This window comes from Burkholderia sp. 4NA327C6, assembly GCF_005502655.1.
Lineage (GTDB): Bacteria > Pseudomonadota > Gammaproteobacteria > Burkholderiales > Burkholderiaceae > Burkholderia > Burkholderia contaminans.
Window position 1 is genome coordinate 112388 of record NZ_SCNZ01000008.1, and the last position, 23479, is coordinate 135866.

20 protein-coding genes are annotated in these 23479 nt (G+C 68.0%); 17 read left to right on the forward strand and 3 right to left on the reverse strand.

All coding sequences use genetic code 11. From position 1 onward, the window contains the following. Nucleotides 1-65 precede the first annotated feature (65 nt). Nucleotides 66-1154: an aldose epimerase family protein gene (locus FFS49_RS11030; protein ID WP_105815581.1), complete on the reverse strand. Its 1089-nt coding sequence runs from the start codon at nt 1152-1154 to the stop codon at nt 66-68. A 27-nt stretch (nt 1155-1181) separates the two neighbouring features. Next, complete coding sequence (locus FFS49_RS11035) at nt 1182-2375, reverse strand: DNA-binding transcriptional regulator (RefSeq protein WP_039371235.1); 1194 nt, start codon at nt 2373-2375, stop codon at nt 1182-1184. Nucleotides 2376-2640: 265 nt separating this feature from the next. Here FFS49_RS11035 and xylA point away from each other — a divergent pair, with 265 nt between their 5' ends. The 15 genes from xylA (at nt 2641) to FFS49_RS11110 (ending at nt 19393) form a co-directional block, all read left to right on the forward strand. Beyond that, on the forward strand, nt 2641-3963 hold the full coding sequence (xylA, locus tag FFS49_RS11040; protein ID WP_039371233.1) for a xylose isomerase: 1323 nt from the start codon (nt 2641-2643) through the stop codon (nt 3961-3963). Between the two features lie 4 nt (nt 3964-3967). Continuing rightward, a complete protein-coding gene (gene xylB / locus FFS49_RS11045) occupies nt 3968-5446 on the forward strand; it encodes a xylulokinase (RefSeq protein WP_105815582.1) in 1479 nt (492 codons plus the stop codon). Between the two features lie 124 nt (nt 5447-5570). Next, nucleotides 5571-6599, forward strand: a complete 1029-nt coding sequence (gene xylF / locus FFS49_RS11050; RefSeq protein ID WP_105815583.1) for a D-xylose ABC transporter substrate-binding protein — start codon at nt 5571-5573, stop codon at nt 6597-6599. Nucleotides 6600-6665: 66 nt separating this feature from the next. Continuing rightward, nucleotides 6666-8222 (forward strand): D-xylose ABC transporter ATP-binding protein, encoded by a 1557-nt coding sequence (gene xylG / locus FFS49_RS11055; RefSeq protein WP_105815584.1) that lies wholly within the window; start codon nt 6666-6668, stop codon nt 8220-8222. Beyond that, complete coding sequence (locus FFS49_RS11060; RefSeq protein WP_105815673.1) at nt 8222-9433, forward strand: sugar ABC transporter permease; 1212 nt, start codon at nt 8222-8224, stop codon at nt 9431-9433. Before xylG ends, FFS49_RS11060 begins: the two co-directional genes overlap by 1 nt. Before the next feature lie 47 nt (nt 9434-9480). Next, nucleotides 9481-9798: a hypothetical protein gene (locus FFS49_RS11065; RefSeq protein ID WP_105815585.1), complete on the forward strand. Its 318-nt coding sequence runs from the start codon at nt 9481-9483 to the stop codon at nt 9796-9798. A 352-nt stretch (nt 9799-10150) separates the two neighbouring features. Beyond that, nucleotides 10151-10828, forward strand: coding sequence for a GntR family transcriptional regulator (locus FFS49_RS11070; RefSeq protein WP_105815586.1), 678 nt, complete (start codon nt 10151-10153; stop codon nt 10826-10828). 141 nt (nt 10829-10969) lie between these two features. Then, nucleotides 10970-11755: an ABC transporter substrate-binding protein gene (locus FFS49_RS11075; RefSeq protein WP_039371210.1), complete on the forward strand. Its 786-nt coding sequence runs from the start codon at nt 10970-10972 to the stop codon at nt 11753-11755. An 85-nt stretch (nt 11756-11840) separates the two neighbouring features. Then, nucleotides 11841-12539 carry an ABC transporter permease subunit gene (locus tag FFS49_RS11080; protein ID WP_105815587.1) on the forward strand — a complete coding sequence of 233 codons (699 nt, stop codon included), beginning with the start codon at nt 11841-11843 and terminating at the stop codon, nt 12537-12539. Beyond that, entirely contained in the window at nt 12536-13276 is a 741-nt protein-coding gene (locus tag FFS49_RS11085; RefSeq protein ID WP_105815588.1) for an ABC transporter permease subunit, read from the forward strand. Before FFS49_RS11080 ends, FFS49_RS11085 begins: the two co-directional genes overlap by 4 nt. Beyond that, nucleotides 13273-14037, forward strand: coding sequence for an ATP-binding cassette domain-containing protein (locus FFS49_RS11090; RefSeq protein ID WP_105815589.1), 765 nt, complete (start codon nt 13273-13275; stop codon nt 14035-14037). The genes FFS49_RS11085 and FFS49_RS11090 overlap by 4 nt, the downstream gene beginning before the upstream one ends. Before the next feature lie 79 nt (nt 14038-14116). Then, entirely contained in the window at nt 14117-15487 is a 1371-nt protein-coding gene (locus FFS49_RS11095) for an aspartate aminotransferase family protein (protein WP_105815590.1), read from the forward strand. Between the two features lie 14 nt (nt 15488-15501). Continuing rightward, nucleotides 15502-17091 (forward strand): gamma-glutamyltransferase family protein, encoded by a 1590-nt coding sequence (locus FFS49_RS11100; RefSeq protein ID WP_105815591.1) that lies wholly within the window; start codon nt 15502-15504, stop codon nt 17089-17091. Nucleotides 17092-17136: 45 nt separating this feature from the next. After that, entirely contained in the window at nt 17137-18111 is a 975-nt protein-coding gene (speB, locus tag FFS49_RS11105; protein ID WP_105815592.1) for an agmatinase, read from the forward strand. Nucleotides 18112-18271: 160 nt separating this feature from the next. After that, the gene (locus FFS49_RS11110; protein ID WP_105815593.1) at nt 18272-19393 is read left to right on the forward strand and encodes a porin; all 1122 of its coding nucleotides are present in this window, start codon (nt 18272-18274) and stop codon (nt 19391-19393) included. A 16-nt stretch (nt 19394-19409) separates the two neighbouring features. On the opposite strand, the gene FFS49_RS11115 is transcribed toward FFS49_RS11110, so the two are convergent. Beyond that, nucleotides 19410-20366: a mannuronate-specific alginate lyase gene (locus tag FFS49_RS11115; RefSeq protein WP_105815594.1), complete on the reverse strand. Its 957-nt coding sequence runs from the start codon at nt 20364-20366 to the stop codon at nt 19410-19412. Between the two features lie 195 nt (nt 20367-20561). On the opposite strand from FFS49_RS11115, the gene FFS49_RS11120 reads away from it, so the two are divergent. Both FFS49_RS11120 and FFS49_RS11125 read left to right on the forward strand, forming a co-directional pair. Beyond that, on the forward strand, nt 20562-22052 hold the full coding sequence (locus tag FFS49_RS11120) for a HAMP domain-containing sensor histidine kinase (protein ID WP_105815595.1): 1491 nt from the start codon (nt 20562-20564) through the stop codon (nt 22050-22052). Further along, nucleotides 22034-23416 (forward strand): sigma-54 dependent transcriptional regulator, encoded by a 1383-nt coding sequence (locus FFS49_RS11125; protein ID WP_105815596.1) that lies wholly within the window; start codon nt 22034-22036, stop codon nt 23414-23416. Before FFS49_RS11120 ends, FFS49_RS11125 begins: the two co-directional genes overlap by 19 nt. Nucleotides 23417-23479: the final 63 nt, after the last annotated feature.

Sequence of the window (23479 nt, forward strand, 5' to 3'; positions counted from 1 at the left end):
GGGCGGATTTTCAACGCGGTCCAGCGGCTTCGGGAGCCGGCTTGCCGCTCGTCCGCCCGCGCACGCTACGCATGAACGGCCACCCGATACCGGGTGGTCTGTCGATAGACGGCGTCCGGATAAAGGATCACGTCGCCGCTCAGGCCGGGCATGTTCACCTGGTCAGGAAAGCCGCCCGCCTCCAGGCACAGCGCCGCGTGTTGCGTGCAACGTGTGCCGCCGCTCACGCGCAGGCCATCGAGATAGTTGCCCGTATAGAGTTGCAGGCCCCGCTGATCGGTCGACACAATCAGCTCGCGGCCGCTTTCCGGATCGTAGACGCGTGCGACGGGCCGGGCCTCGTGCGCGCCGTCGCCCAGCACGAAGCAATGATCGAAGCCGCGCGCGCGGGCCAGTTGCGCGTGCGGCCAGTCGAGGCGCGCGCCGAGCGGCGCGCTGTGCCGGAAATCGAACGCGGTACCCGTCACGTCGGCCGTGCCGGTCGGGATCAGCGCATCGTCCACTTCGAGGAATGCGTCGGCGTCGATCTGCAGCAGATGGCCGCGCACGTCGCTGCCCGGGCGCCCGTTCAGGTTGAAGTAGCTGTGATTCGTCAGGTTCAGCGGCGTCGGCGCATCGGTCCACCCGGAATAGTCGATCGTCAGCGTGCCGTCGTCGTCGAGCGTGTAGCGAACCTGCACGGTCACGTTGCCCGGAAAACCCCCGTCGCCTTCCGGCGAAGCGAGTCGAAGCGTCAGCCCGCCGCAATCGTCGATCACGTCCCAGCGCGCGCGATGAAAGCCGTTCGCCCCGCCGTGCAGCAGGTTGCCGTTCTCGTTGCGGTCGAGCGGGTAGCCGATGCCGTCGAGCTCGAAGCGCGCACCGGCGATCCGGTTCGCCCAGCGGCCGATCGTCGCGCCGAGGTAGGCACCGGATTCGAGGTACTCGGCCGGCGTGTCGTGCGCGAGCACGATATCGGCAAAGCGCCCCGTGCGGTCGGGCGCGAGCCACGACACGACGGTCGCGCCGAGGTCGCTGACGACGACGCGCATCCCGTGCGCGTTGCGCAGCGTATAGCGCCGCACGGGCTCGCCGTCGGGCAGTGCGCCCCACGGCTCGGCAAGCACGCGTGGCGCGCCGGGTGTCAGATGGGAGGATTCGGTATCGATGTGCATGAGTGGATGTCGAATGGGCGGCGGGCGTCAGTTCGTGGCGGCCGCACGTTCCTGGTATTCACGCGGCGTGCAGCCGAGTTCGCGCCGGAACACCGCGTACATGTATTGAAGCGACGTGAACCCGCAACGGATCGCGACTTCCGCGCTCGATGCCTGCCGGCCGGCGAGCAGCGCCTGCGCGGCTTCGAGCTTGTGACGCAGGATCTCCTGGTGCACGGTGCGCTGCAGTTCGCGCCGGAAGTGCTCCTCGAGCAGCGAACGCGACACGCCGACGTAGTCGGCAACCTGTTCGGTCTTGATCCCCTGGCACGCGTACTGGCGAATGAAATGCCGCGCACGCATCACGTGCGGGCTCGCCAGCGGCTGGTGGCGCGTCGATTCGAGTACGTTGATGCCGACCGGCGGCACGAGAATGCGCTGCCCGGGAAAGCGCGCGCCGCGCAGCATCCGGTGCAGCAGGTGCGCGGCGGTACGGCCCATTTCCTCGGTGCCCTGGATCACCGACGACAGCGGAATGCGCGTCAGCGTGCGCGTGAGCGGATCGTTGTCGATGCCGATGATCGCCACCTGTTCCGGCACCGCGATCCCGGCGATCAGGCACGCCTGCAGCAGGTGCCGCGCACGCGCATCGGTCACGGCGATGACGCCGACGGGCTTCGGCAGTGCATGCAGCCAGTCGATCAGCTGTTCGATCGCGTGATTCCAGCCCGATGCGCTCGTCGACAGCCCGCGGTAGATCGGCGCATCGAGCCCGTCCGCGCGCGCGAGCCGGTCGAACGCGAGCTCGCGCTGCTGCGCCCAGCGGTTCTCCTGCGCGATCGGCAGGCTGTACATCGCGAAATGCGCGAGTCCCGCCCCGATCAGGTGCGTGTACGCGAGCGACACCAGCTTCGGGTTGTCCGTCGCAATATATGGGACATCGTCGGGATACTGGGCCGGATCTTCGTACGACGAGCCGACCGCGACGATCGGCAGCGGCGAGCCGGCGAGCGCGTCGGCGACGGCCGGATCGTCGAAGTCCGCGATGATGCCGTCGCCGTCGAAGCGCTCGATGCCGGTGAGCCGGCAGCGGAAGTCGTCTTCGAGGAACAGGTCCCACACGACGCGCGTCGTGTGCAGGTACTGGCCGATGCCGCTGATGATCTCGCGGTCGTAGACCTTGTTCGCGTTGAACAGCAGCGCGATGCGATGCGGTGTCTGGGCGGAAGGGACGCGTGTCATCTCGATCTCGGGGCACGCGCGTCGGGGGGCGCGTGCCGTTGTCTCCGGGGCGCGCCCGGGTCGGCGGCGCGCGATGTCTGGTGTTCGGCGATTGTAGGGCGGAACGTGCGCCGCGCGCAGCGGCTGGCAAGAAACATTAAGCGTGCTGCGCAATTTCGCAATTGCCGCCCGGCAGGGGCGCGGGCACGATCCAGCCTACCGAATTCGGCCGCGTGCGCCACCACGACGCGCGTTGCGCTGCAACAAGAACCTGCACGGAGACGCCATGTCGTATTTCGAACACATTCCCGCGATTCGCTACGAAGGCCCGCAGTCGGACAACCCGCTTGCGTATCACCATTACGACCCCGAGAAGCGCGTGCTCGGCAAGACGCTTGCCGAGCATCTGCGGATCGCCGTCTGCTATTGGCACACGTTCGTCTGGCCGGGCCACGACATCTTCGGGCAGGCCGCATTCCAGCGGCCGTGGCAGCAGCCGGGCGACGCGCTCGAACGCGCGCGGATGAAGGCCGATGCCGCATTCGAATTCTTCACGAAGCTCGGCACGCCGTTCTATACGTTTCATGACACCGACGTCGCGCCGGAAGGCGACAGCCTGCGCGAATACGCGGCCAATTTCGCGCGGATGGTCGACTATCTCGGCGAGCGTCAGCAGGCGAGCGGCGTGCGGCTCCTGTGGGGCACAGCGAACCTGTTCTCGCACCCGCGCTTCGCGGCCGGCGCCGCGACGAACCCGAACCCCGACGTGTTCGCGTGGGCCGCGACCCAGGTGTGTCATGCGCTCGACGCGACCCACCGGCTCGGCGGCGAGAACTACGTGCTGTGGGGCGGCCGCGAAGGCTACGAGACGCTGCTCAATACCGACCTGAAGCGCGAGCGCGACCAGTTCGCCCGCTTCCTGTCGATGGTCGTCGAGCACAAGCACCGGATCGGCTTCAAGGGCGCGCTGCTGATCGAGCCGAAGCCGCAGGAGCCGACCAAGCATCAGTACGACTACGACGTCGCGACCGTGCATGGCTTCCTCGTGCAGTACGGATTGCAGAACGAGATCCGCGTGAACATCGAGGCGAATCACGCGACGCTCGCCGGCCATTCGTTCCATCACGAGATCGCGAATGCGTTCGCGCTCGGCGTGTTCGGCAGCGTCGACGCGAACCGCGGCGATCCGCAGAACGGCTGGGACACCGACCAGTTCCCGAACAGCGTCGAGGAGCTGACGCTCGCGTTCTACGAGATCCTGCGCCACGGCGGCTTCACGACCGGCGGGATGAACTTCGACGCGAAGGTGCGCCGCCAGAGCATCGATCCGGAAGACCTGTTCTACGGCCACGTCGGCGCGATCGACGTGCTTGCGCTCGCGCTCGAACGCGCGGCGGTGCTGGTCGAGAACGACCGGCTCGACGCGCTGCGCCGGCAACGCTATGCGCAGTGGGACGACGCATTCGGCCGCCAGATCCTGTCGGGCGGCTATACGCTGGAGTCGCTCGCGGCCGATGCGCTCGCGCGCGGCGTGAACCCGCGGCACGTGAGCGGCGCGCAGGAGCGGCTGGAGAACATCGTGAACCAGGCGATCTACGGGCTGCGCTGACGCCATGTACATCGGACTCGATCTCGGCACGTCGGGCGTGAAGGCGGTGCTGCTCGACCGCGACGGGGCGGTGCGCGCGAGCGCGAGCCGCCCGCTCACGGTGAGCCGGCCGCAGCCGCGCTGGTCCGAGCAGGCGCCGCGCGACTGGTGGGACGCCGCCTGCGGCGCGCTCGCCGCCCTCGTGTCGGACGCGCGCTCGGGCGGTATCGATCCGCGCGACATCGACGCACTCGGGTTGACCGGCCAGATGCACGGCGCGACGCTGCTCGATGCGCACGGCGACGTGTTGCGCCCCGCGATTCTGTGGAACGACGGCCGGGCCGACGCCGAGTGCGACGAACTCGAACGGCTCGCGCCCGCGCTGCGCGCGGTGGCCGGCAACATCGCGATGCCGGGCTTCACCGCACCGAAGCTGCTGTGGGTGCGTCGTCACGAGCCCGACGTGTTCGCGCGCATCGCCCATGTGCTGCTGCCGAAGGACTACCTGCGTTACCGGCTGACCGGCGCATTCGCGACCGATCCGTCGGATGCCGCCGGCACGCTGTGGCTCGACGTCGCGAAGCGCGATTACGACGACACGCTGCTCGCCGCGTGCGGCCTGTCGCGCGAGCAGATGCCGGCCGTGTTCGAAGGCAACCGCGTTACCGGCACGCTGCTGCCGGCCGTCGCACGGGCGCTCGGCCTGCGCGAGATCCCGGTGGTGGCCGGCGGCGGCGACAACGCGGCCGGCGCGGTGGGCGTCGGCATCGTGCGGCCCGGCGATGCGTTGCTGTCGCTCGGCACGTCGGGCGTGTATTTCGCGGTGTCGGACGGGTTTCGTGCGAATCCCGAATCGGCGGTGCACAGCTTCTGTCATGCACTGCCGGATACGTGGCACCTGATGTCGGTGATGCTGAACGCGGCCGGCTGTATCGACTTCACCGCGCAACTGGCCGGTTACGACGGCGTGGCGGCGCTGCTCGACGATGCGCAGACGCATGCACGCGCGAGCCGCCCGTGGTTCCTGCCGTACCTGAGCGGCGAGCGCACGCCGCACAACGACGTGAACGCGAAGGGCGTGTTCTACGGGCTCACGCCCGACACGCAACGCGCCGATCTCGCGAACGCGACGCTCGAAGGCGTCGGCTTCGCGCTGCTCGACGGCATCGACGCGCTGCATGCGGCCGGGCTCGCACCCGACGGCATCACGGTAATCGGCGGCGGCTCGCGCAGCGCGTACTGGACGCAGATGCTCGCCGACCTGAGCGGCCGCGCGCTGACGCTGCGCGCGGGCGGCGAAGTGGGGCCGGCGCTCGGCGCCGCGCGCCTCGCGCATCTGGCGGTCGAACCGCATGCGCGGCTCGGCGACGTGTGCCCGCAGCCGCCCGTCGTCGCGGTGCGCGAGCCCGATCCCGAGCGCCACGCGTGGTATCGCGACGTGCGCCGGCCGACGTTTCGCGCGCTTTACGGTGCGCTCGCACCGGTGTTTGCAACAGGTGTTTGACGGGCGGATCGCCGGCGCGATTCGCGCCGCGCGATCCTGTCTTTCGCAGTGACTCGATGCGGGCGGCGCATTTCGGCGTCGGCCCGGCGTTCGTGAAGTTGTCCAAATAAAAGGAGCTGGAGACATGAGATCCGTGACGCGTCGTACCGTATTGAGTTCGCTTGCCGGCGCCGCTGCGCTGGCGCTGTTCGCGCTGGGCGCACCGCTCGCGCATGCGAGCAAGGACAAACCCGAGATCGGCTTCTGCATCGACGACCTGCGCGTCGAGCGCTGGTCGCGCGATCGCGACTATTTCGTCGCGGCCGCGACGAAGCTCGGCGCGAAGGTGTCGGTGCAGTCGGCCGATGCGAGCGAGGAGCGGCAGATTTCGCAGATCGAGAACCTGATCTCGCGCGGCGTGGACGTGATCGTGATCGTGCCGTTCAATTCGAAGACGCTCGGCAACGTCGTCGCCGAAGCGAAGAAGGCCGGCATCAAGGTCGTGTCATACGACCGGCTGATCCTCGACGCGGACGTCGACGCTTACATCTCGTTCGACAACGAGAAGGTCGGCGAGCTGCAGGCGCAGGGTGTGTTCGATGCGAAGCCGAAGGGCAACTACTTCCTGCTCGGCGGCGCGCCGACCGACAACAACGCGAAGATGCTGCGCGAAGGACAACTGAAGGTGCTGAAGCCCGCGATCGATCGCGGCGACATCAAGGTCGTCGGCCAGCAGTGGGTGCCCGAGTGGAGCGCGTCGACCGCGCTGCGGATCGTCGAGGATGCGCTGACCGCGAACAACAACAAGATCGATGCGATCGTCGCGTCGAACGACGGCACCGCCGGCGGCGCGATCCAGGCGCTCGCCGCGCAGCATCTGGCCGGCAAGGTGCCGGTATCCGGGCAGGACGCGGATCTCGCGGCGGTCAAGCGCGTGATTGCCGGCACGCAGACGATGACCGTCTACAAGCCGCTGAAGCTGATCGCGAGCGAAGCCGCGAAGCTTGCCGTCGATCTCGCGAAGGGCACGAAGCCCGCGTTCAACGCGCAGTACGACAACGGCCGGAAGAAGGTCGACACGGTGCTGCTGCAGCCGACGCTGCTGACCAAGCGTAACGTCGACGTCGTCGTGAAGGACGGCTTCTATACCCAGGCGCAGCTGGCGAGCCAGTAAGCGGACGACGGACGCGACGCGCGGCCGCCGCGACGGCGGCCGCGCTTACTGCGAGGCAACGAACGAATGACGGAACCCTTGCTGACGATGCGCGGCATCGTCAAGGCATTCGACGGCGTGAAAGCGCTCGACGGTATCGACCTCACCGTGCGGCCCGGCGAATGCGTCGGGCTGTGCGGCGAGAACGGCGCGGGCAAATCGACGCTGATGAAGGTGCTGTCGGGCGTCTATCCGCACGGCACGTGGGACGGTGAAATCCGCTGGGAAGGCGCGCCGCTCGAGGCATCCGGCGTGCGCGACACGGAGCGGGCGGGCATCGTGATCATCCACCAGGAGCTGATGCTCGTGCCCGAACTGTCGGTGGCCGAGAACATCTTCCTCGGCAACGAGATCACGCTGCCGGGCGGGCGCATGAACTTCTCCGCGATGGTCCGGCGCGCCGAGGAGCTGCTGCGCGAGTTGCGGATCGACTCGATCAACGTCGCGCAGCCGGTCATGAACTACGGCGGCGGCCACCAGCAGTTGATCGAGATCGCGAAGGCGTTGAACAAGGACGCGAAGCTGCTGATCCTCGACGAACCGTCGTCGTCGCTGAGCGCCGCCGAAACGCGCATCCTGCTCGACATCGTGCGCGACCTGAAGCGGCGCGGCGTGGCGTGCGTGTACATCTCGCACAAGCTCGACGAGGTCGCGGCCGTCTGCGACACGGTCACCGTGATCCGCGACGGCCGTCATGTCGCGACCGAGCCGATGGCCGCGCTGACCACCGACCGGATCATCGCGATGATGGTCGGCCGCGAGATCCGCGACCTGTATCCGCGGGAGCCTCATGAGATCGGCGAGGTCGTGCTGGAAGCGCGCAACGTGACCTGTCGCGACGTGACGAACGCGCGCCGCAAGCGGGTCGACGACGTGTCGTTCAGCGTGCGGCGCGGCGAGATTCTCGGCGTCGCCGGGCTCGTCGGCGCGGGCCGCACCGAGCTGATGCAGGCGATCTTCGGCGCGTATCCGGGCGCGTGCACGGCGAGCGTGACGATGAACGGCCGGCCGCTGTCGATCCGCTCGCCGGCCGACGCGATCCGCGCCGGCATCGCGATGGTGCCGGAGGACCGCAAGCGCCACGGCATCGTGCCGCAGCTCGGCGTGGGCCACAACATCACGCTGGCGGTGCTGCGGCGCTTCGCGGCGCGCGGGCGGATCGACGCGGCCGCCGAGCTCGATGCGATCCGCACCGAGATGCAGCGGTTGTCGGTGCGCGCCGCGCATCCGTTCCTGTCGATCGCGAGCCTGTCGGGCGGCAATCAGCAGAAGGCGGTGCTCGCGAAGATGCTGCTGACCGAGCCGCAGGTGCTGATCCTCGACGAACCGACCCGCGGCGTCGACGTGGGCGCGAAGGTGGAGATCTACCGGCTGATCTTCGCGCTTGCGAAGCGCGGTGTCGCGCTGATCGTCGTGTCGTCGGAGCTGCCGGAGGTGCTCGGTCTGGCCGATCGCGTGCTGGTGATCGGCGAAGGCGAGTTGCGCGGCGATTTCGTCAACCAAGGCCTCACGCAGGAACAGATTCTCGGCGCCGCGCTGAAGCCCGCGCGGCTGCCCGCCGAACCCACCGCAGCGAGTGCATGATGAATTCCGAACTTTCTTCCTCGACCCCGGCGACGCCGGATACCGATGCGCGTCGTCCCGACGGGCGTGCGCCGCGGCTGGCGTTGCGTCATATCTTCACGCGCTACAAGCTGCTTGCGCTGCTGTTCGCGGTCGTCGCGATCTGGGCGTTCTTCTCGGTGCTGACCGACGGCGCGTTCGTCACGCCGCGCAACGTATCGAACCTGCTGCGGCAGATGTCGATCACCGGCATGCTCGCGTGCGGGATGGTGTTCGTCATCATCGCGGGCGAGATCGACCTGTCGGTCGGCTCGCTGCTCGGGCTGCTCGGCGGCGTCGCCGCGATCCTCGACGTCAACCGCCACTGGCCGGTCGCGGCGACGGTGCCGGTCGTGCTCGCGCTCGGCGTGCTGATCGGGCTCTTCAACGGCTGGTGGTCGACCTATCGGCGCGTGCCGTCGTTCATCGTCGGGCTCGGCGGGATGCTCGCGTTTCGCGGCATCCTGCTCGGCGTGACGGGCGGCTCGACGATCGCGCCCGTGTCGGACGGCTTCGTGTTCATCGGGCAGGGCTATCTGCCGCGCATCGCCGGCGATGGCCTCGCGGTGCTGCTGTTCGTGGTCGCGACGCTGCTGGTGGTGCGGCAGCGCGGCACGCGGCGGCGCTACCGGCTCACGGTCGCGCCGTTGTGGCAGGACGTCGCGAAGATCGTCGGCGCGGGCGCCGTGCTGTTCGCGTTCGTCGCGACGCTCGACCGTTACGGCGGTATCCCGGTGCCCGTGCTGCTGCTGCTCGTGCTGCTCGGCGTGTTCTCGTGGATCGCGACGCAGACGGTATTCGGCCGGCGCATCTATGCGGTGGGGTCGAACCTGGAGGCGACGCGGCTGTCGGGCGTCGATACCGATCGCGTGAAGCTCGCGATCTTCGCGCTGATGGGGCTGATGTGCGCGTTTGCCGGCCTCGTCAACACGGCGCGGCTCGCGGCCGGGTCGCCGTCCGCCGGCACGATGGGCGAGCTCGACGCGATCGCCGCGTGCTTCATCGGCGGCACGTCGATGCGCGGCGGGTCGGGCACCGTCTACGGCGCGCTGATCGGCGCGCTCGTGATGGCCAGCCTCGACAACGGGATGTCGATGCTCGACGTCGACGCGTACTGGCAGATGATCGTCAAGGGCGCCGTGCTGGTGCTGGCGGTGTGGATCGACGTGGTGTCGCGGTCGAACCGGCGCTGACGTGCCGGTCGGCGCCGGTCGGTCGCGAGTCGATAAAGAGGAAGACCATGGAACGAAACACGATGCGCGTGCCGGATGTTGCCGTGCGGCCGGCCGGGCCGTTCGCGATGCCGGATGCCGGGCCCGTGCTGGGCCTGGATGACCCGCGCGACCGGCAGGTGATCGCGGATGCGCTGCGCGCGCTGCTGCGCGAGCGTTCCGAAGCGCTCGCGTTCGCGATGCGCATGGCCGACCAGTGCGGCCGGCCCCGGCCCGATGCGGCCGATTTCGCGCTGACCGACATCATTCGGCTCGCTCGTATCGTCGAGCGGATCGAGCGGGACGGCGTGTCGAAGCGCGCTGCCGTGCCCGCGGACGCGCGCTGACAGGCCAGGCGGCCGACGCGCGGGCCGCAGGCACAACTAGCACCACGCATGCCGTGCGTTCAATGCGGCATGCGCGGTGCACGCTGCAAATGAGGTGATACGCCCGACGCCGGATTCCCGGCGTCGGGCGTTTTTTGTTGGCGGGTGAGGGCGCGTCAGTGCCTCGCCGATCCCAAGGGTTAACCCATATTCGACATTATTTCTGGCGTCGTATAGTGCAGCCGTAGATACAAATATCCACTATTACACCAGCCTTTCATTCGGGATCGAACGGAAGTTCGCGAGCCTGCCACGCGCCTGCGCGTGCGGGCATTGCGCGGCGATGCCGACGTTCCGCGAAAGAGGTCATTGCATGAACATGGACACACGTACGCCGCCGCTGCATCCGCAATTTCCCGCCACGGCCGAGGAAGAGGCCTACGCACACGTGCTCTACCGCATCCGGATGGGAACGTACAAGGCCGGCGATCGCCTGATTCCCGAGGACATCGCCGCCGAGATCAATACGAGCCGCATGCCGGTGAGGGAGGCGTTCCGTCGGCTCGCCAGCGAAGGGCTGGTCGCGATCCGCCCGAATCGCGGCGCGATCGTGCGGGGGCTCGACGTCGACGAGATGGAGGTGGTGTTCGGCATGCGCGGCGTACTCGAAGGGCTGGCGGCACGCATGGCGCTGCCGAACATCACGCCGCAGCATGTCGACGAATTGACGCGCCTGATCGATGCGATGGAGCGCGCGGAAGCCGACGGCCAGCAATGGGTCACCGCGCACCGCAGCTTTCACGAATATCTGTGCCGGCTGTGCGGCCGCCAGCGCCTGATCACGCAGATTGCCGGGCTGCACACGGTGGTGGAGCCGCACATGCGTCTGTGGCTCGAACTGGCCTACAAGCCGAAGACGTCGCGCGACGACCACATGGGGCTGATCGACGCGATCCGGGGCGGCGATCCTGCCGCGCTCGAGGCCGCGGTGCGTGAGCACATCGAAGCGACCGTCCCGGCCTTGCGCGACTGGATGACGGGCGGGCACTGACGGAAACAGGACGAGGCGATGACTGTCGCCTCGTGCCTGTCGATAAGTCATCCGAACGAATTGTCGGACAAACAACCTGCAACACGATCACGCAATCATTTCCCACGAAACACGTTACGGAGTGTCGATATGAAACGACCCATGATGAGATTCCTGCTGCTCGTCGCCGTCCTGCTGGCGGCCGCGCAGGCCCAGGCGAAAGAGTGGAAGGACATCCGGATCGGCTATGAAGGCGCGTACCCGCCGTTTTCGTCGATGCAGCCCGACGGCACGCCGGTGGGCTTCGACATCGACGTCATCCATGCACTGTGCGCCCAGATGCACGCCAATTGCACGCTGGTGCAGATCGGCTGGGACGGCCTGCTGCCCGCGCTGATGGCCGACAAGGTCGACGCGATCGTCGCGTCGGTCGCGATCACCGCCGAGCGCAAGCAGAAGGTCGCGTTCACCGACAAGTACTACAACACGCCGCGCCGGCTGGTCGTCGCGAAAAACAGCCCGATCAAGGACGCGACGCCGGCGGAACTCAAGGGCAAGCGCGTCGGCGTCCAGCGCGGCACGCTGGCCGACAAGTACGCGAGCGCGTACTGGGTGCAGAACGGCGTGCAGCTGGTGCGCTATCCGACCCAGGACGAGGTCTATCTCGATCTGCGCTCGGGCCGCATCGATGCCGCGTTGCAGGACGCGACCGCCGCGTATTCCGCGTTCCTGACGAAACCGGAAGGCGCGAACTTCAAGTTCGTCGGCACGCCGATCGTCGGTACGACGCCCGAGCAGAAGACGCTGCTGGGCGAGGGCTACGGCATTCCGGTGCGCAAGACCGACGACGATCTCCGGCAGCAGCTGAACCAGGCGATCACGGCCATTCGCGCGAACGGCGTGTATCAGTCCATCGAGAAGAAGTACTTCGATTTCGACATCTACTGATCGTCGGGCGATCGGCATCGCGCCGGCGCGCAGGGATGCGTCGGTGCGGCCGGAACGAACCCCGACAGCGCGGGAAAGGAGCGTCATGTCCGCATTACAGCAATACCTGCCGGCCCTGTTGCGCGGCGCCCAGGTGACGATCGTGCTCGCCGTGCTGTCCGTCGCGCTCGCCGTGTGCATCGGCATGGCGGGCGCGATGGCCAAGCTGTCGGGCTCGCGCGTGCTGGTGTCCGCCGCCACCGCGTATACCACGCTGATTCGCGGCGTGCCGGAGTTCGTGATGATGTTGCTGGTGTTCTATGGCGGCCAGATCGTGCTGAACCGTCTGTCGGCCGTGTACGGCCTGCGTGCGCCCGACGTCGACGCGTTCGCCACCGCGGTGCTGACGATCGGTTTCATATTCGGCGCGTACTACACGGAGACGTTCCGTGGCGCGATCCTCGGTGTGCCACGCGGCCAGATGGAGGCGGCGCGCGCATACGGATTCTCGGGCTGGCTCGCGTTTCGCCGCATCCTGTTGCCGCAGATGGCGCGGCTCGCGTTGCCCGCCGCCCTGAACAACTGGCTGGTGCTGCTCAAGACCACGGCGATCGCGTCGCTGATCGGCCTGCACGACGTGATGTTCATCTCCGACCAGGCCGGCCGCACGACCCAGGCGCCGATGACGTTCTATCTCGCGGCCTGCGCGGTGTATCTGCTGGTGACGTCGGGATCGACGGCGTGCGCGGCGCGGGCCCGCGTGCGCCTGAACCGCGGCATGCGCGAGGGGAGGCTGCACGGATGAGCCATGAACAATGGATGTCGCTGCTCGGTGCGTACACGGGCGGGCTGTGGGTGACGGTGCAGCTGACCGTGGGGTCGCTTGCTCTCGGGCTGCTGCTCGCGATTCCGCTCGCCGTGCTGCGCGTGTCGCCGAACCGCTTCGTGCACGGCCCGGTGGCGGTCTATACGTGGTTCATGCGCGGCACGCCGTTGCTCGCGCAACTGATGATCGTGTATTACGGCTTCGGCCAGTTCCAGTGGGTGCAGGACGCGTGGCAGCGCGGTAATCCGTTGCTGTTGCTGCTGCGCGATCCGTTCGGCTGCGCGATGATCGCGCTGACGGCGAACACCTGCGCGTACACCGTCGAAATCCTGGCCGGCGCGATCCGCGCGACCGCATACGGCGAAATCGAAGCGGCGCAGGCGTACGGGATGTCGCGTGCGACCGCCTGGCGCCGCATCGTGTTGCCGTCGGCACTGCGCCGGTTCCTGCCCGCGTACAGCAACGAAATCATCCTGATGCTGCACGGCACGTCGCTCGTCAGCGCGATCACGCTGATCGACCTGACGGGCGCGGCGCGCGATTTCTACGCGAACTATTACGCGCCGTTCGAGGCGTTCATTTCGGTCGGCACCGTCTATTTCGCGTTGACCGGGCTCGTCGCGCTGCTGATCCGCGCAACCGAGCGCCGGCTGCTCGTTCACTTGCGGCCGCTGCCGCTTTCCCCGCTCGCCCAATCGCGGAGCCACGCCACATGAATGCACTGTCCGTCGAGAATCTTCACAAGCGCTACGGCGACAACGAGGTGCTGAAAGGCGTCTCGCTGGCCGCCAACCCGGGCGACGTGATCAGCGTGATCGGTTCGTCGGGGTCCGGCAAGAGCACGCTGCTTCGATGCATCAATTTCCTGGAATCGCCTTCGTCGGGCCGCGTCTCTCTCGGCGGCGGCGAGGTCAAGACGTCGGTCGACCGCAGCGGCCGGATCAGGATCTCGGATCCCGTCCAGTTGCGCCGGATGCGCACGCGGCTCGCGATGGTGTTCCAGCATTTCAATCTGTGGGCGCACATGTCGGTGCTGCAGAACGTCGTCGAGGCGCCGCTGCACGTACTGAAGCTCGGCCGCGCGGAGGCGCGCGAGCGGGCGGCGCGCTATCTCGAGCAGGTGGGCATGACGCGTTTCGCCGATGCGTATCCGGCGCACCTGTCCGGCGGTCAGCAGCAGCGTGTCGCGATCGCCCGCGCGCTCGCGATGGAGCCCGACGCGCTGCTGTTCGACGAGCCGACGTCGGCGCTCGATCCGGAGCTGGTCGGCGACGTGCTCAAGGTGATGCGCGATCTCGCGCGCGAAGGCCGCACGATGATCGTCGTCACGCACGAGATGGGCTTCGCGCGCGAAGTGTCGAACCACGTGATGTTCCTGCATCAAGGCGTGGTCGAGGAGGAAGGCCATCCGCGCGACATATTGAAGACGCCGAAAAGCGGGCGATTGCAGAAGTTCCTGTCCGGCGGGCTCAAATAGCGGGAACCGGCGGCCTGTTCAGGCCGGTGCCGTACACGCAGGACACGACCATGGAAGAGACGAAACCAGGAAGGTACTCATGCACACTCTGAAGCAGAACGACATCGATCACGTCCTTCATCCGTACACGAACCTGAGCCGCCATCGCGATGTCGGGCCGATGGTGATCGAGCGCGGCGAGGGCGTCTACGTGTACGACACGGAAGGCAACCGCTATATCGAAGCGCTGAGCGGCCTGTTCTGCGCGTCGCTGGGCTTCAGCGAATCGCGGCTGGCCGACGCGGCGGACCGGCAAATGCGCAAACTGCCGTTTTATCACGCGTTCGGTCATAAGTCGTCCGAACCGTCTATCCTGCTGGCCGAGAAACTGATCGCGATGGCGCCCGTGCCGATGTCGAAGGTGTTCTTCGCGAACTCGGGTTCCGAAGCCAACGATACCGCGATGAAGCTGATCTGGTATTACAACAACGCGCTCGGGCGGCCGCTGAAGAAAAAGATCATCGCACGCACGCGGGCGTACCACGGCGTGACGATCGCGTCCGCGAGCCTGACCGGCCTGCCGAACAACCATCGCGACTTCGACCTGCCGATCGATCGCATCCTGCATACGGATTGCCCGCACTACTACCGTCATGCGCTGCCGGGCGAGTCGGAGGCGCAGTTCGCGACACGCTGCGCCGAGTCGCTGGAGCAACTGATCCTGCGCGAAGGGCCCGACACGATCGCCGCGTTCTTTGCCGAGCCGATCATGGCGTCGGGCGGCGTGATCGTCCCGCCGGCCACCTATATGGAGAAGATCCAGCGCGTGCTGAAGCGGTACGACATCCTGCTCGTGGCCGACGAGGTCATCTGCGGGTTCGGTCGCACCGGCAACATGTTCGGCTCGGAAACCTTCGGCATGCAGCCCGACATGATCGTCGTCGCCAAGCAGCTGTCGGCCGGCTACCTGCCGATCTCGGCGCTGATGGTCAACGATGCGATCTATCGCGCTCTCGTGGCCGAAAGCGAGAAGATCGGCACGTTCGGCCACGGCTTCACGTACAGCGGCCATCCGGTTTGCGCGGCCGTCGCGCTCGAGACGCTGCGCATCTACGACGAAGACGGCGTGCTCGACCACGTGCGCAGCGTGATCCCGCACTTCCAGCAGCGCGTGGCCGATCTCGCCGACCATCCGCTCGTGGGCGAAGCGCGCGGGGCCGGGCTGCTCGCGGCGGTCGAGCTGGTCGCCGACAAGGCGACGAAAACGCCGTTCCCGCCGTCCGAAGGCGTGGCCGCGCATGCCGGCGAGCGGGCGCTCGCGTATGGCGTGATCACGCGCGCACTCGGCGATGCATTCAATTTCTGCCCGCCGCTGATCATCACGCACGACGAAATCGACCAGTTGTTCGATGCGTCGAAACGCGCGCTCGACGACACGCTCGCGTGGCGCCGGTCGCTGGCAGTCCGCTGAATCGGGAGAGCGCCATGAGGAATTTCGAACAACCGGGCCGCTCGCTCGTGATGTCGACCGGCGCGATGGCCGCGACGTCGCATCCCGCGTCGACGCTGGCTGCCGTCCGGATCCTGGAAGCGGGCGGCAACGCGATGGACGCCGCGATTGCCGCGTGCGCGGTGCAATGCGTCGTCGAGCCGGGTTCGACCGGCATCGGCGGCGACTGCTTTGCGCTCTATTCGCGCGGCGGCGGCGACGACATCGTCGGCTTCAACGGGTCGGGCTGGGCGCCGGCCGCCGCCAGCGTCGAGCGGCTGAGCGCGCTCGGTGTCACGTCGATCGAGCGCCACTCGCCGCACGCGGTGACGGTGCCCGGCGCGGTCGACGCATGGGCGACGCTCGCGCGCGATCACGGCTCGCTGCCGCTCTCCGCATTGCTCGCGCCGGCAATCCGGTTCGCGCGTGACGGCTATGCGGTCGCACCGCGCGCGGCGGCGGACTGGGCACATCAGGCGCAACTGCTGTCGCTGGACGCCACGAGCCGCGCGCAGATGCTGGTGGCCGGCCACGCGCCGCGGGCAGGCAGCGTGCATCGGCAGCCGCTGCTCGCACGCACGCTCGAGGCGATCGCGCAAGGGGGCCCGCGCGTGTTCTACGAAGGCGGGGTCGCGGAGGACATCGTGGCGCGCCTGCGCAGCATGGGCGGCCTGCATACGATGGACGATTTCGCGGCGTTCCATGGCGAATACGTGACGCCGATCACCGCGCGCTTTCGCGGCTACGACGTGCACGAGTGTCCGCCGAACGGGCAGGGCGTCATCGCGCTGCTGATGCTGAAGCTGCTCGAAGGCTTCGACGCGAACGACGATCCGCTCGGCGCCGAGCGCCTGCACCGTGAGATCGATGCCGCACGGGTCGCGTATGCGCTGCGCGACGTGCTGCTGGCGGATCCGCGCCGGCGGCCGATGGACGTCGACACGCTGTTGTCGGAGGCATCCGTCGAATCGCTGCGTACGCGCATCGCGGCGCTTCACGCGCTCGGCGCGCCGGTCGCGGCGACGGTGGAGCACAAGGACACGGTCTACATCTGCGTGGTCGACAAGGATCGCAACTGCGCGAGCTTCATCAATTCGCTGTTTCATCCGTTCGGCAGCGGCATCATGTCCGCTCAAACGGGCGTGATGCTGCACAACCGCGGCCAGAGTTTCACGCTCGAAGCCGGCCACCCGAACGCGATCGCGCCGCACGCGAGGCCGATGCACACGATCATTCCCGGCATGGTGACCCGCGACGGCAAGGTGCAGATCACGTTCGGCGTGATGGGCGGCCACTATCAGGCGATGGGGCATGCGCACTTCCTGTCGAAGGTGCTCGACTACGGCCTGGACCTGCAAACGGCGATCGACCTGCCGCGCATCTTTCCGCGGCCGGGCACCGATCAGGTCGAGGTCGAATGCACGATGCCCGCGGGAGTGCGCGAAGCGCTCGCGCGTCGCGGCTTCAACGTCGTCGCGCCGAGCTGGGCGATCGGCGGCGCGCAGGCGATCCGGATCGACTGGGAGGCCGGCACGCTGATCGGCGCGTCCGACCATCGCAAGGACGGCTGCGCGCTGGGCATCTGATACCGGCGTGCGCGTTATCGGCACACGAAACAGGGGTGACGCATCATGCAGAAGCAGTCGGTCGTACGCGGAGACGGCGCGATCCGTCGCGAATCGCCCTATGGTTCGTCGAAGGAGAACACCTATGCGGGCGTGGTGTCGTTCATGCGGCGCCTGTATACGAAGGAGCTGGCCGGCGTCGATCTCGCGGTGACCGGTGTGCCGCTCGATATCGCGACGACCAACCGTCCGGGCGCACGGCTCGGCCCGCGCGCGATCCGTGCGGCGAGCAGCCAGCTCGGCGTGCTGCTGCCGTATCCATGGGGGATCAATCCGTTCGACGACTATGCGGTGATCGACTACGGCGACTGCTGGCTCGACGTGCACAATCCGTCTACCGTCAAGGAGGCGATCGTCACGCATGCGCGCACGATTCTCGATGCCGGTGCACGGATGCTGTCGCTCGGCGGCGATCACTACATCAGCTACCCGCTACTCGTGGCCCATGCGGAAAAGTACGGCAGGCCGCTTTCATTGATCCATTTCGATGCGCACTGCGATACCTGGCCCGACGATCAGCCGGACAGCCTCAATCACGGATCGATGTTCTACAAGGCGATCAAGGACGGGCTGATCGATCCCGCCCACTCGGTGCAGGTCGGCATCCGGACATGGAACGACGATTTCATGGGCGTGTCGGTGCTCGATGCGGGTTGGGTGCATGAGCACGGCGTGAACGCGACCATCGCGCGCATCGTCGAGATCGTCGGCGCGCGGCCGACTTATTTCACCTTCGACGTCGACGGGCTCGATCCGGCGTTCGCGCCCGGCACCGGCACGCCCGTGCCGGGCGGCCTGTCGAGCGCGCAGGCGCTGTCGATCATCCGCGGGCTCACGTCGGTCGACCTGGTCGGCGCGGACGTGGTCGAGGTCGCACCCGCCTACGATCATGCGGACATTACCGCGCTGGTCGCCGCGCACGTGGCGAGCGAGCTGATCTGCCTGTTCAGGCATCGCGCTCGCGCGGCACGGCACAGGTAGAGCCTCGGGGCGCGCCGGCGCTACGTGTCGCCGTCGCGTTCCGCCGAAACGCAGCGACCGGTATCGACTTCATCAATTCGTTATCCAAATCAAATGACGAATGATGTCTGGAGCACGTCAATCAGATGGATCAACCCCGCAACGACAGGAGAGAAAGGCAATGAAATGGATCGCATCGACCACCCTCGCATGCGCGGCCGGCATATGCGGCAACGCATTCGCGCAAAGCTCGGTCACGCTTTACGGCGTCATCGACGAATCGATTCAGTACACGCACAACACCGGCGGCGCGAGCAACCAGGTCAAGCTGCAGTCGGGGCAGATGTCCGTCAGCCAGTGGGGGCTGAAAGGCACCGAGGATCTCGGCGGCGGCCTGAGCGCGCTGTTCAACCTGCAGAACGGTTTCAACGTGAACAGCGGCAAGATGAGCGGCGGTCTGCTGTTCGGGCGCAAGGCGTTCGTCGGGCTGGCGGGCGGATTCGGCACGGTGACGGCCGGCCGTCAGCAGGATACGTTGCAGGATCTGGTGTTGACGGTGCAGGGCAACAATTTCCTCGAGTACTTCACGGCGCCCGGCGACGTCGACAATGCCGACGGCTCGGTTCGCAACAGCAATGCGGTCAAATGGGTGAGCCCGTCGTGGGGCGGCCTGCAGGTGGCCGCGATGTACGGGTTCGGCGGCGTGGCCGGCTCGGTCGGCTCGGGGCAGGCGTACAACGCGGCGATGTCGTACACGGCCGGGCCGTTGACCGTCGCGGCCGGCTACGCGCATCTGGACAACGGGAACGCGGTGCTGTCGACGCGCGGCGCAAGCAGTGCCGATACGATCTTCCTGTCGCCGGTCAACAACGCTTACGCGACGGCCAGCGCGGTGAATATCGCGCGCGCCGGCGTGAGCTACGTGCTCGGCGCATTCACGGTGGGTGGCCACTACAGTTATGCCGAATACCTGCGCGACGGGAATTCGACGTTCGGGACGGCCGAGCGCTACAACAACGGCTCGGTGTTCGTCGCGTGGCAGGCTTCGCCCGCGCTGCTGTTCGAGACGGGTTACAACTACCTGAAATCGCACGGCGATTCGTCGGCCACGTACCAGCAGGTCACGCTCGCGGCCGACTACGCGCTCAGCAAGCGCACCGATCTCTACGCGACGGTGAGCTACGGGCACGCGTCGGGCAGCAACGGCGCGGGCCCCGCGCAGGCGGTGATTGCGGACGCCTACGTCGACGGCGGCAAGGCGACCCAGGAGCTTGCGATCGTCGGCATTCGCCACCGCTTCTGATCGAATGCGCCGCGCGTCATGGCAGCGGCGCGCCCCACGCCGCCGTCACGTCGCCGCCGAGCCGCCATTCGCTGAACGGGCGGCGCGGCGCGATGATCGCCGGCAGGCGGCGATCGTGAAAGCGCGCGTAGTACGGCTCGACCCAGCTCAGTTCGTCGCGGAACGTCCACGGAAACAGGTCCTGCTTGACCGGCGTGATCTTCGTGAAACTCGCGGGGTCTTCCACCGCGTCGATCACGAGGTTCGCGAGGCGGCCGATCGCACCGTCGTTTTCTCGGTAGAGATCGATGTTGCGCCGCTGAACGAGTTCGGCCGCGAACACGAGCGGCAGCAGCGCGAACGTGTGGTAGTGCAGTGCGCGGTCGCCGCGCTTGACCTCGCGCTCGAGCGAGCCGTCCGGGCGGATGTCGCGAATGCCTTCGCGCACCCGCAGCAAGCCGGAGTCGATCAGGCTGGCATTGTCGGTGACGGTGCCGATCGCGATCAGGTCGAGCCCGGCCCAGTACACGAGATTGTTGTGCAGGTGGTTGATCGCTTCCGCGTTGCGGGTCGCGATCGCGATACGTTCGAGCCACGGGTCGATCGCGTTGAATGTCCCGCGGTTCGCGTCGCGCAACCCGCGCGGCATGCGCAGGATCACCATCGCGAAATCGGTGCCGGCCCACGAGCGCTCGTAGTAGCCCTGATAACCGGAGATCGCGCCCATCAACGCATCCGATTGCGCCCAGCTGTCGAGCAGCGTCAACGCGCACGACCAGTCGCCGTGATCCGCCGCCGTGTTCAGCTTCGCGACGAAGTCGCGCATCGGCTTCACGTCGCGCGCATAACCGGTGGGGTCGTCGTAGTAGCCGGGCGGGTCGATCGTCCGCACGGGAGCCGGCACTTCGCATGCGTGGCTGGCGGAGGCCGTGCCGACGAGCGTACCGACGGCGAACAGGACAGCGAACAAGATTCGAACGGAACGGGCGCGCATGGGGGGGCTCGACGGTGATGTTTCGGTTGGACGCTGGACCGAAGGCAGTCTAGCGCCCGAGGCTTTCGCCCGGCTTTCCGGGGTGAGCCGGTGCCGCCGGCCCGGCGGGCCGCCCGTGCGACGCATGGCGATCGCGGCGGCTTCGCATGACATGCAATACGTTATTCTGTCGTCCTCACCCGCCAGCCCGATCCGATGAAGCGTCCGTCGTTTTCCACCCAACTTGTCATGCTCTGGGCACTCGTCGCGGCGCTGTGCGCGACGCTGGTCGCGGTCGTCTGGGTCACGGCGAGTTCCGCCGAGAGCCAGCAGGTAGCCGGCGCGAAGGCCGCCGGCGCATCGGCATGCGAGGCGGTCGCGTCGCGCTACAGCGCGTCTTCCGCGTCGCCAGGCGCCGGGCCCGCCCCGGAGCTGATGCACGCGATCCTCGACATCGTGCTCTCCCGTGCGCCCGACATGGAAGGCGGGTTCTGGATGCCCGGCGCCGCCCCGGCGGCAAGCGGCTTTCTCGCGTATTCCTTTCCCACCTACCAGGGCAGCGGCGTCAAACGCGACGTTCCGGAAGCGGAAACGCCGCTGATCCTCCGCACGCTGCGCGCCGCGGCCGCGACGCATGCCGCGACGGCGAACGTCGTCGAAGGCGCGCAGGATGCCGTGGTCGCGGCGGCCTGCCCGGTACGCGGCGGCTCGGGGCTGTACGTGTGGATGCTGACGCGTGCGCGCCCGCCGCTGGGCCGGCACGGCGAACTGCTGGCCACGGGCCTCGCGGCCGTACTCGCCGTGATTCTGGCGATCGCGGCCGCGCTGGCCGTGGCGCTGCGCCGATGGAAGCGCAATCTCGCGCGGATCGAGAGCGGGCTGGGGCCCGATGGACGCGAGCATCACCTGCCGTACGTCGGCGAGCCCGATCTCGACCGCGTCATCGATGCGTTCAACGAGCGGGCGCGGCGCGCGGACCTGCTGCAACAGCAGGCCGACGAACTGCGCACGCGCCTCGCGCAGGCCGAACGCTTCGGCATGCTCGGGAAGCTTGCCGCGCAGGTCGCGCACGAGATTCGCAATCCGATGGGCGCGATGCGGCTGAAGGCAGAAAACGCGCTGGCCGGCGATGGCCGGCGGCAGCAGGACGCGCTGCGCGTGATCCTCGCGCAGATCGAGCGCATCGATGCGCAATTGTCGAGCCTGCTCGCGCTGACGCAGCCGGTGCGCCCGCATGCGACACGGGTCGACGTCGACGCGTGGCTCGCGCAGGTGGTCGACGCGCACCGCGAGCTGGCACAGCGGCAAGCGATCGACCTGACGCTGTCGCTCGCGGGGCAGGGCGAACGGCTTGCGTGGCCGTCGGATTTCCCCGCGTTCGATCCCGACCAGATGCGGCGCGCGCTCGACAATCTGCTGCTCAACGCGCTGCACCACGCGGGCGACGGCGGCGCGGTCACGCTCGCCGCCGAGCGGCGCGCGTTCGCCGGGCGCGACTGGCTGTGCCTCACCGTGTCGGATAGCGGCCCCGGCGTGCCGGCCGCGCAGCGCGAGCGGATTTTCGAACCGTTCGTGACGGGCCGCGCGGACGGCACGGGCCTCGGTCTTGCCGTCGTCCGCGAAGTGGCGGCGGCGCACGGCGGGCACGCGCGCCTCGACGGGGCCGCCGCATTCGTGATTGAAATTCCATGGCAAACATCCTCATAGTCGACGACGACGCGGCCTTTCGCGACGGCCTCGCCGAAACGCTCGCCGATCTCGGTCATCGGGCCGTCGAGGCCGCAACCGGCCACGCCGCACTTAGCACGCTGCGCGACGGCGGTGGCGTCGAATGCATCTTCCTGGATTTCCGCCTGCCGGATCTGGACGGGCTGGCCGTGCTCGCGCAACTGCGCGACGATCCCGCGCTGGCCGCGATTCCGGTCGTCATGCTGACGGCCCATGCGACCAGCGACAACACGATCGAAGCGATGCGGCTCGGTGCATTCGATCACCTGACGAAGCCGATCGGGCGTCGCGACATCGCGCAACTGCTCGAACGCGTCGTGTCGGCGAATCAGCCACCCGCGCTCGCGACCGCGCCGCCCGACGGCGGTTTCGCGGGCGAACCGTCGGCGGACCGGCCGCGACTGCTGGGCGTGAGCGCCGCGATGCGCGACGTGCAAAAGCAGGTCGGCCGCGCCGCGATGAGCGACGCGACCGTGCTCCTGACCGGCGAGACGGGCACGGGCAAGGAGGTGGCCGCCCGCGTGCTGCATGCGGCATCGGCCCGGCATGCGGGGCCGTTCGTCGCCGTGAACTGCGCGGCCATTCCGGCCGATCTGCTCGAAAGCGAGTTGTTCGGGCATCGTCGCGGCGCGTTCACGGGCGCGCATGCCGATCGCGCGGGGCGCCTGGTCGAGGCCGACGGCGGCACGCTCTTTCTCGACGAGATCGGCGACATGCCCGCCGCGATGCAGGCGAAGCTGCTGCGCGCGCTGCAGGAGCGCCAGGTGACGCCGCTCGGCGCGGATCGCGCCACGGCAATTGACATTCGCGTCGTGGCCGCGACGCACCGCGACCTCGCTGCGGCCGTCGCGAACGGCACGTTCCGCGAAGATCTCTTCTATCGGCTGAATGTCATTCCGCTGCACCTGCCGCCGCTCGCGGAGCGTGTGGCCGACATCCTTCCGCTCGCCGCGCATTTCCTGCGCAACGCGGCAGGCATGCGCGCGCTGCATCTGACGAACGACGCGCAGCGCGCGCTGCTCGATCACCGCTGGCCGGGCAACGTGCGCGAACTGCGCAACGTGATGGAGCGGGCGGCCGCGCTCGCCCCCGGGCCGGCCGTCAGCGCGGCCGATCTCGGCCTGGCCGCCGTGCCCGCGCGCGAATCGGGCGCCGATGCGGTGCCGGCGCACCTGCTCGACATGCCGCTGCCCGATGCGCTGGCGACGGTCGAACGCGCGGCGATCCTGCACGCGCTCGAGCGTGCGAACGGCAACCGCGCGGAAGCCGCGAGGCAGCTCGGCATCGGCCGCCAGTCGCTCTATGCGCGCATGGCGAGTCTCGGGATCGAGCGCGACGGCTAGCCGCACCGCTTCGACTGTCGGGAATGCCGACATCCGGTGAAGCGACGTGTCGGGAAATCCGAC

Excerpts from the sequence above, each read along its gene's own strand:
- FFS49_RS11030 (WP_105815581.1), bottom strand. The coding sequence starts at position 1,154 with ATGCACATCGATACCGAATCCTCCCATCTGACACCCGGCGCGCCACGC.
- FFS49_RS11035 (WP_039371235.1), bottom strand. The coding sequence starts at position 2,375 with ATGACACGCGTCCCTTCCGCCCAGACACCGCATCGCATCGCGCTGCTG.
- xylA (WP_039371233.1), top strand. The coding sequence starts at position 2,641 with ATGTCGTATTTCGAACACATTCCCGCGATTCGCTACGAAGGCCCGCAG.
- xylB (WP_105815582.1), top strand. The coding sequence starts at position 3,968 with ATGTACATCGGACTCGATCTCGGCACGTCGGGCGTGAAGGCGGTGCTG.
- xylF (WP_105815583.1), top strand. The coding sequence starts at position 5,571 with ATGAGATCCGTGACGCGTCGTACCGTATTGAGTTCGCTTGCCGGCGCC.
- xylG (WP_105815584.1), top strand. The coding sequence starts at position 6,666 with ATGACGGAACCCTTGCTGACGATGCGCGGCATCGTCAAGGCATTCGAC.
- FFS49_RS11060 (WP_105815673.1), top strand. The coding sequence starts at position 8,222 with ATGAATTCCGAACTTTCTTCCTCGACCCCGGCGACGCCGGATACCGAT.
- FFS49_RS11065 (WP_105815585.1), top strand. The coding sequence starts at position 9,481 with ATGGAACGAAACACGATGCGCGTGCCGGATGTTGCCGTGCGGCCGGCC.
- FFS49_RS11070 (WP_105815586.1), top strand. The coding sequence starts at position 10,151 with ATGAACATGGACACACGTACGCCGCCGCTGCATCCGCAATTTCCCGCC.
- FFS49_RS11075 (WP_039371210.1), top strand. The coding sequence starts at position 10,970 with ATGATGAGATTCCTGCTGCTCGTCGCCGTCCTGCTGGCGGCCGCGCAG.
- FFS49_RS11080 (WP_105815587.1), top strand. The coding sequence starts at position 11,841 with ATGTCCGCATTACAGCAATACCTGCCGGCCCTGTTGCGCGGCGCCCAG.
- FFS49_RS11085 (WP_105815588.1), top strand. The coding sequence starts at position 12,536 with ATGAGCCATGAACAATGGATGTCGCTGCTCGGTGCGTACACGGGCGGG.
- FFS49_RS11090 (WP_105815589.1), top strand. The coding sequence starts at position 13,273 with ATGAATGCACTGTCCGTCGAGAATCTTCACAAGCGCTACGGCGACAAC.
- FFS49_RS11095 (WP_105815590.1), top strand. The coding sequence starts at position 14,117 with ATGCACACTCTGAAGCAGAACGACATCGATCACGTCCTTCATCCGTAC.
- FFS49_RS11100 (WP_105815591.1), top strand. The coding sequence starts at position 15,502 with ATGAGGAATTTCGAACAACCGGGCCGCTCGCTCGTGATGTCGACCGGC.
- speB (WP_105815592.1), top strand. The coding sequence starts at position 17,137 with ATGCAGAAGCAGTCGGTCGTACGCGGAGACGGCGCGATCCGTCGCGAA.
- FFS49_RS11110 (WP_105815593.1), top strand. The coding sequence starts at position 18,272 with ATGAAATGGATCGCATCGACCACCCTCGCATGCGCGGCCGGCATATGC.
- FFS49_RS11115 (WP_105815594.1), bottom strand. The coding sequence starts at position 20,366 with ATGCGCGCCCGTTCCGTTCGAATCTTGTTCGCTGTCCTGTTCGCCGTC.
- FFS49_RS11120 (WP_105815595.1), top strand. The coding sequence starts at position 20,562 with ATGAAGCGTCCGTCGTTTTCCACCCAACTTGTCATGCTCTGGGCACTC.
- FFS49_RS11125 (WP_105815596.1), top strand. The coding sequence starts at position 22,034 with ATGGCAAACATCCTCATAGTCGACGACGACGCGGCCTTTCGCGACGGC.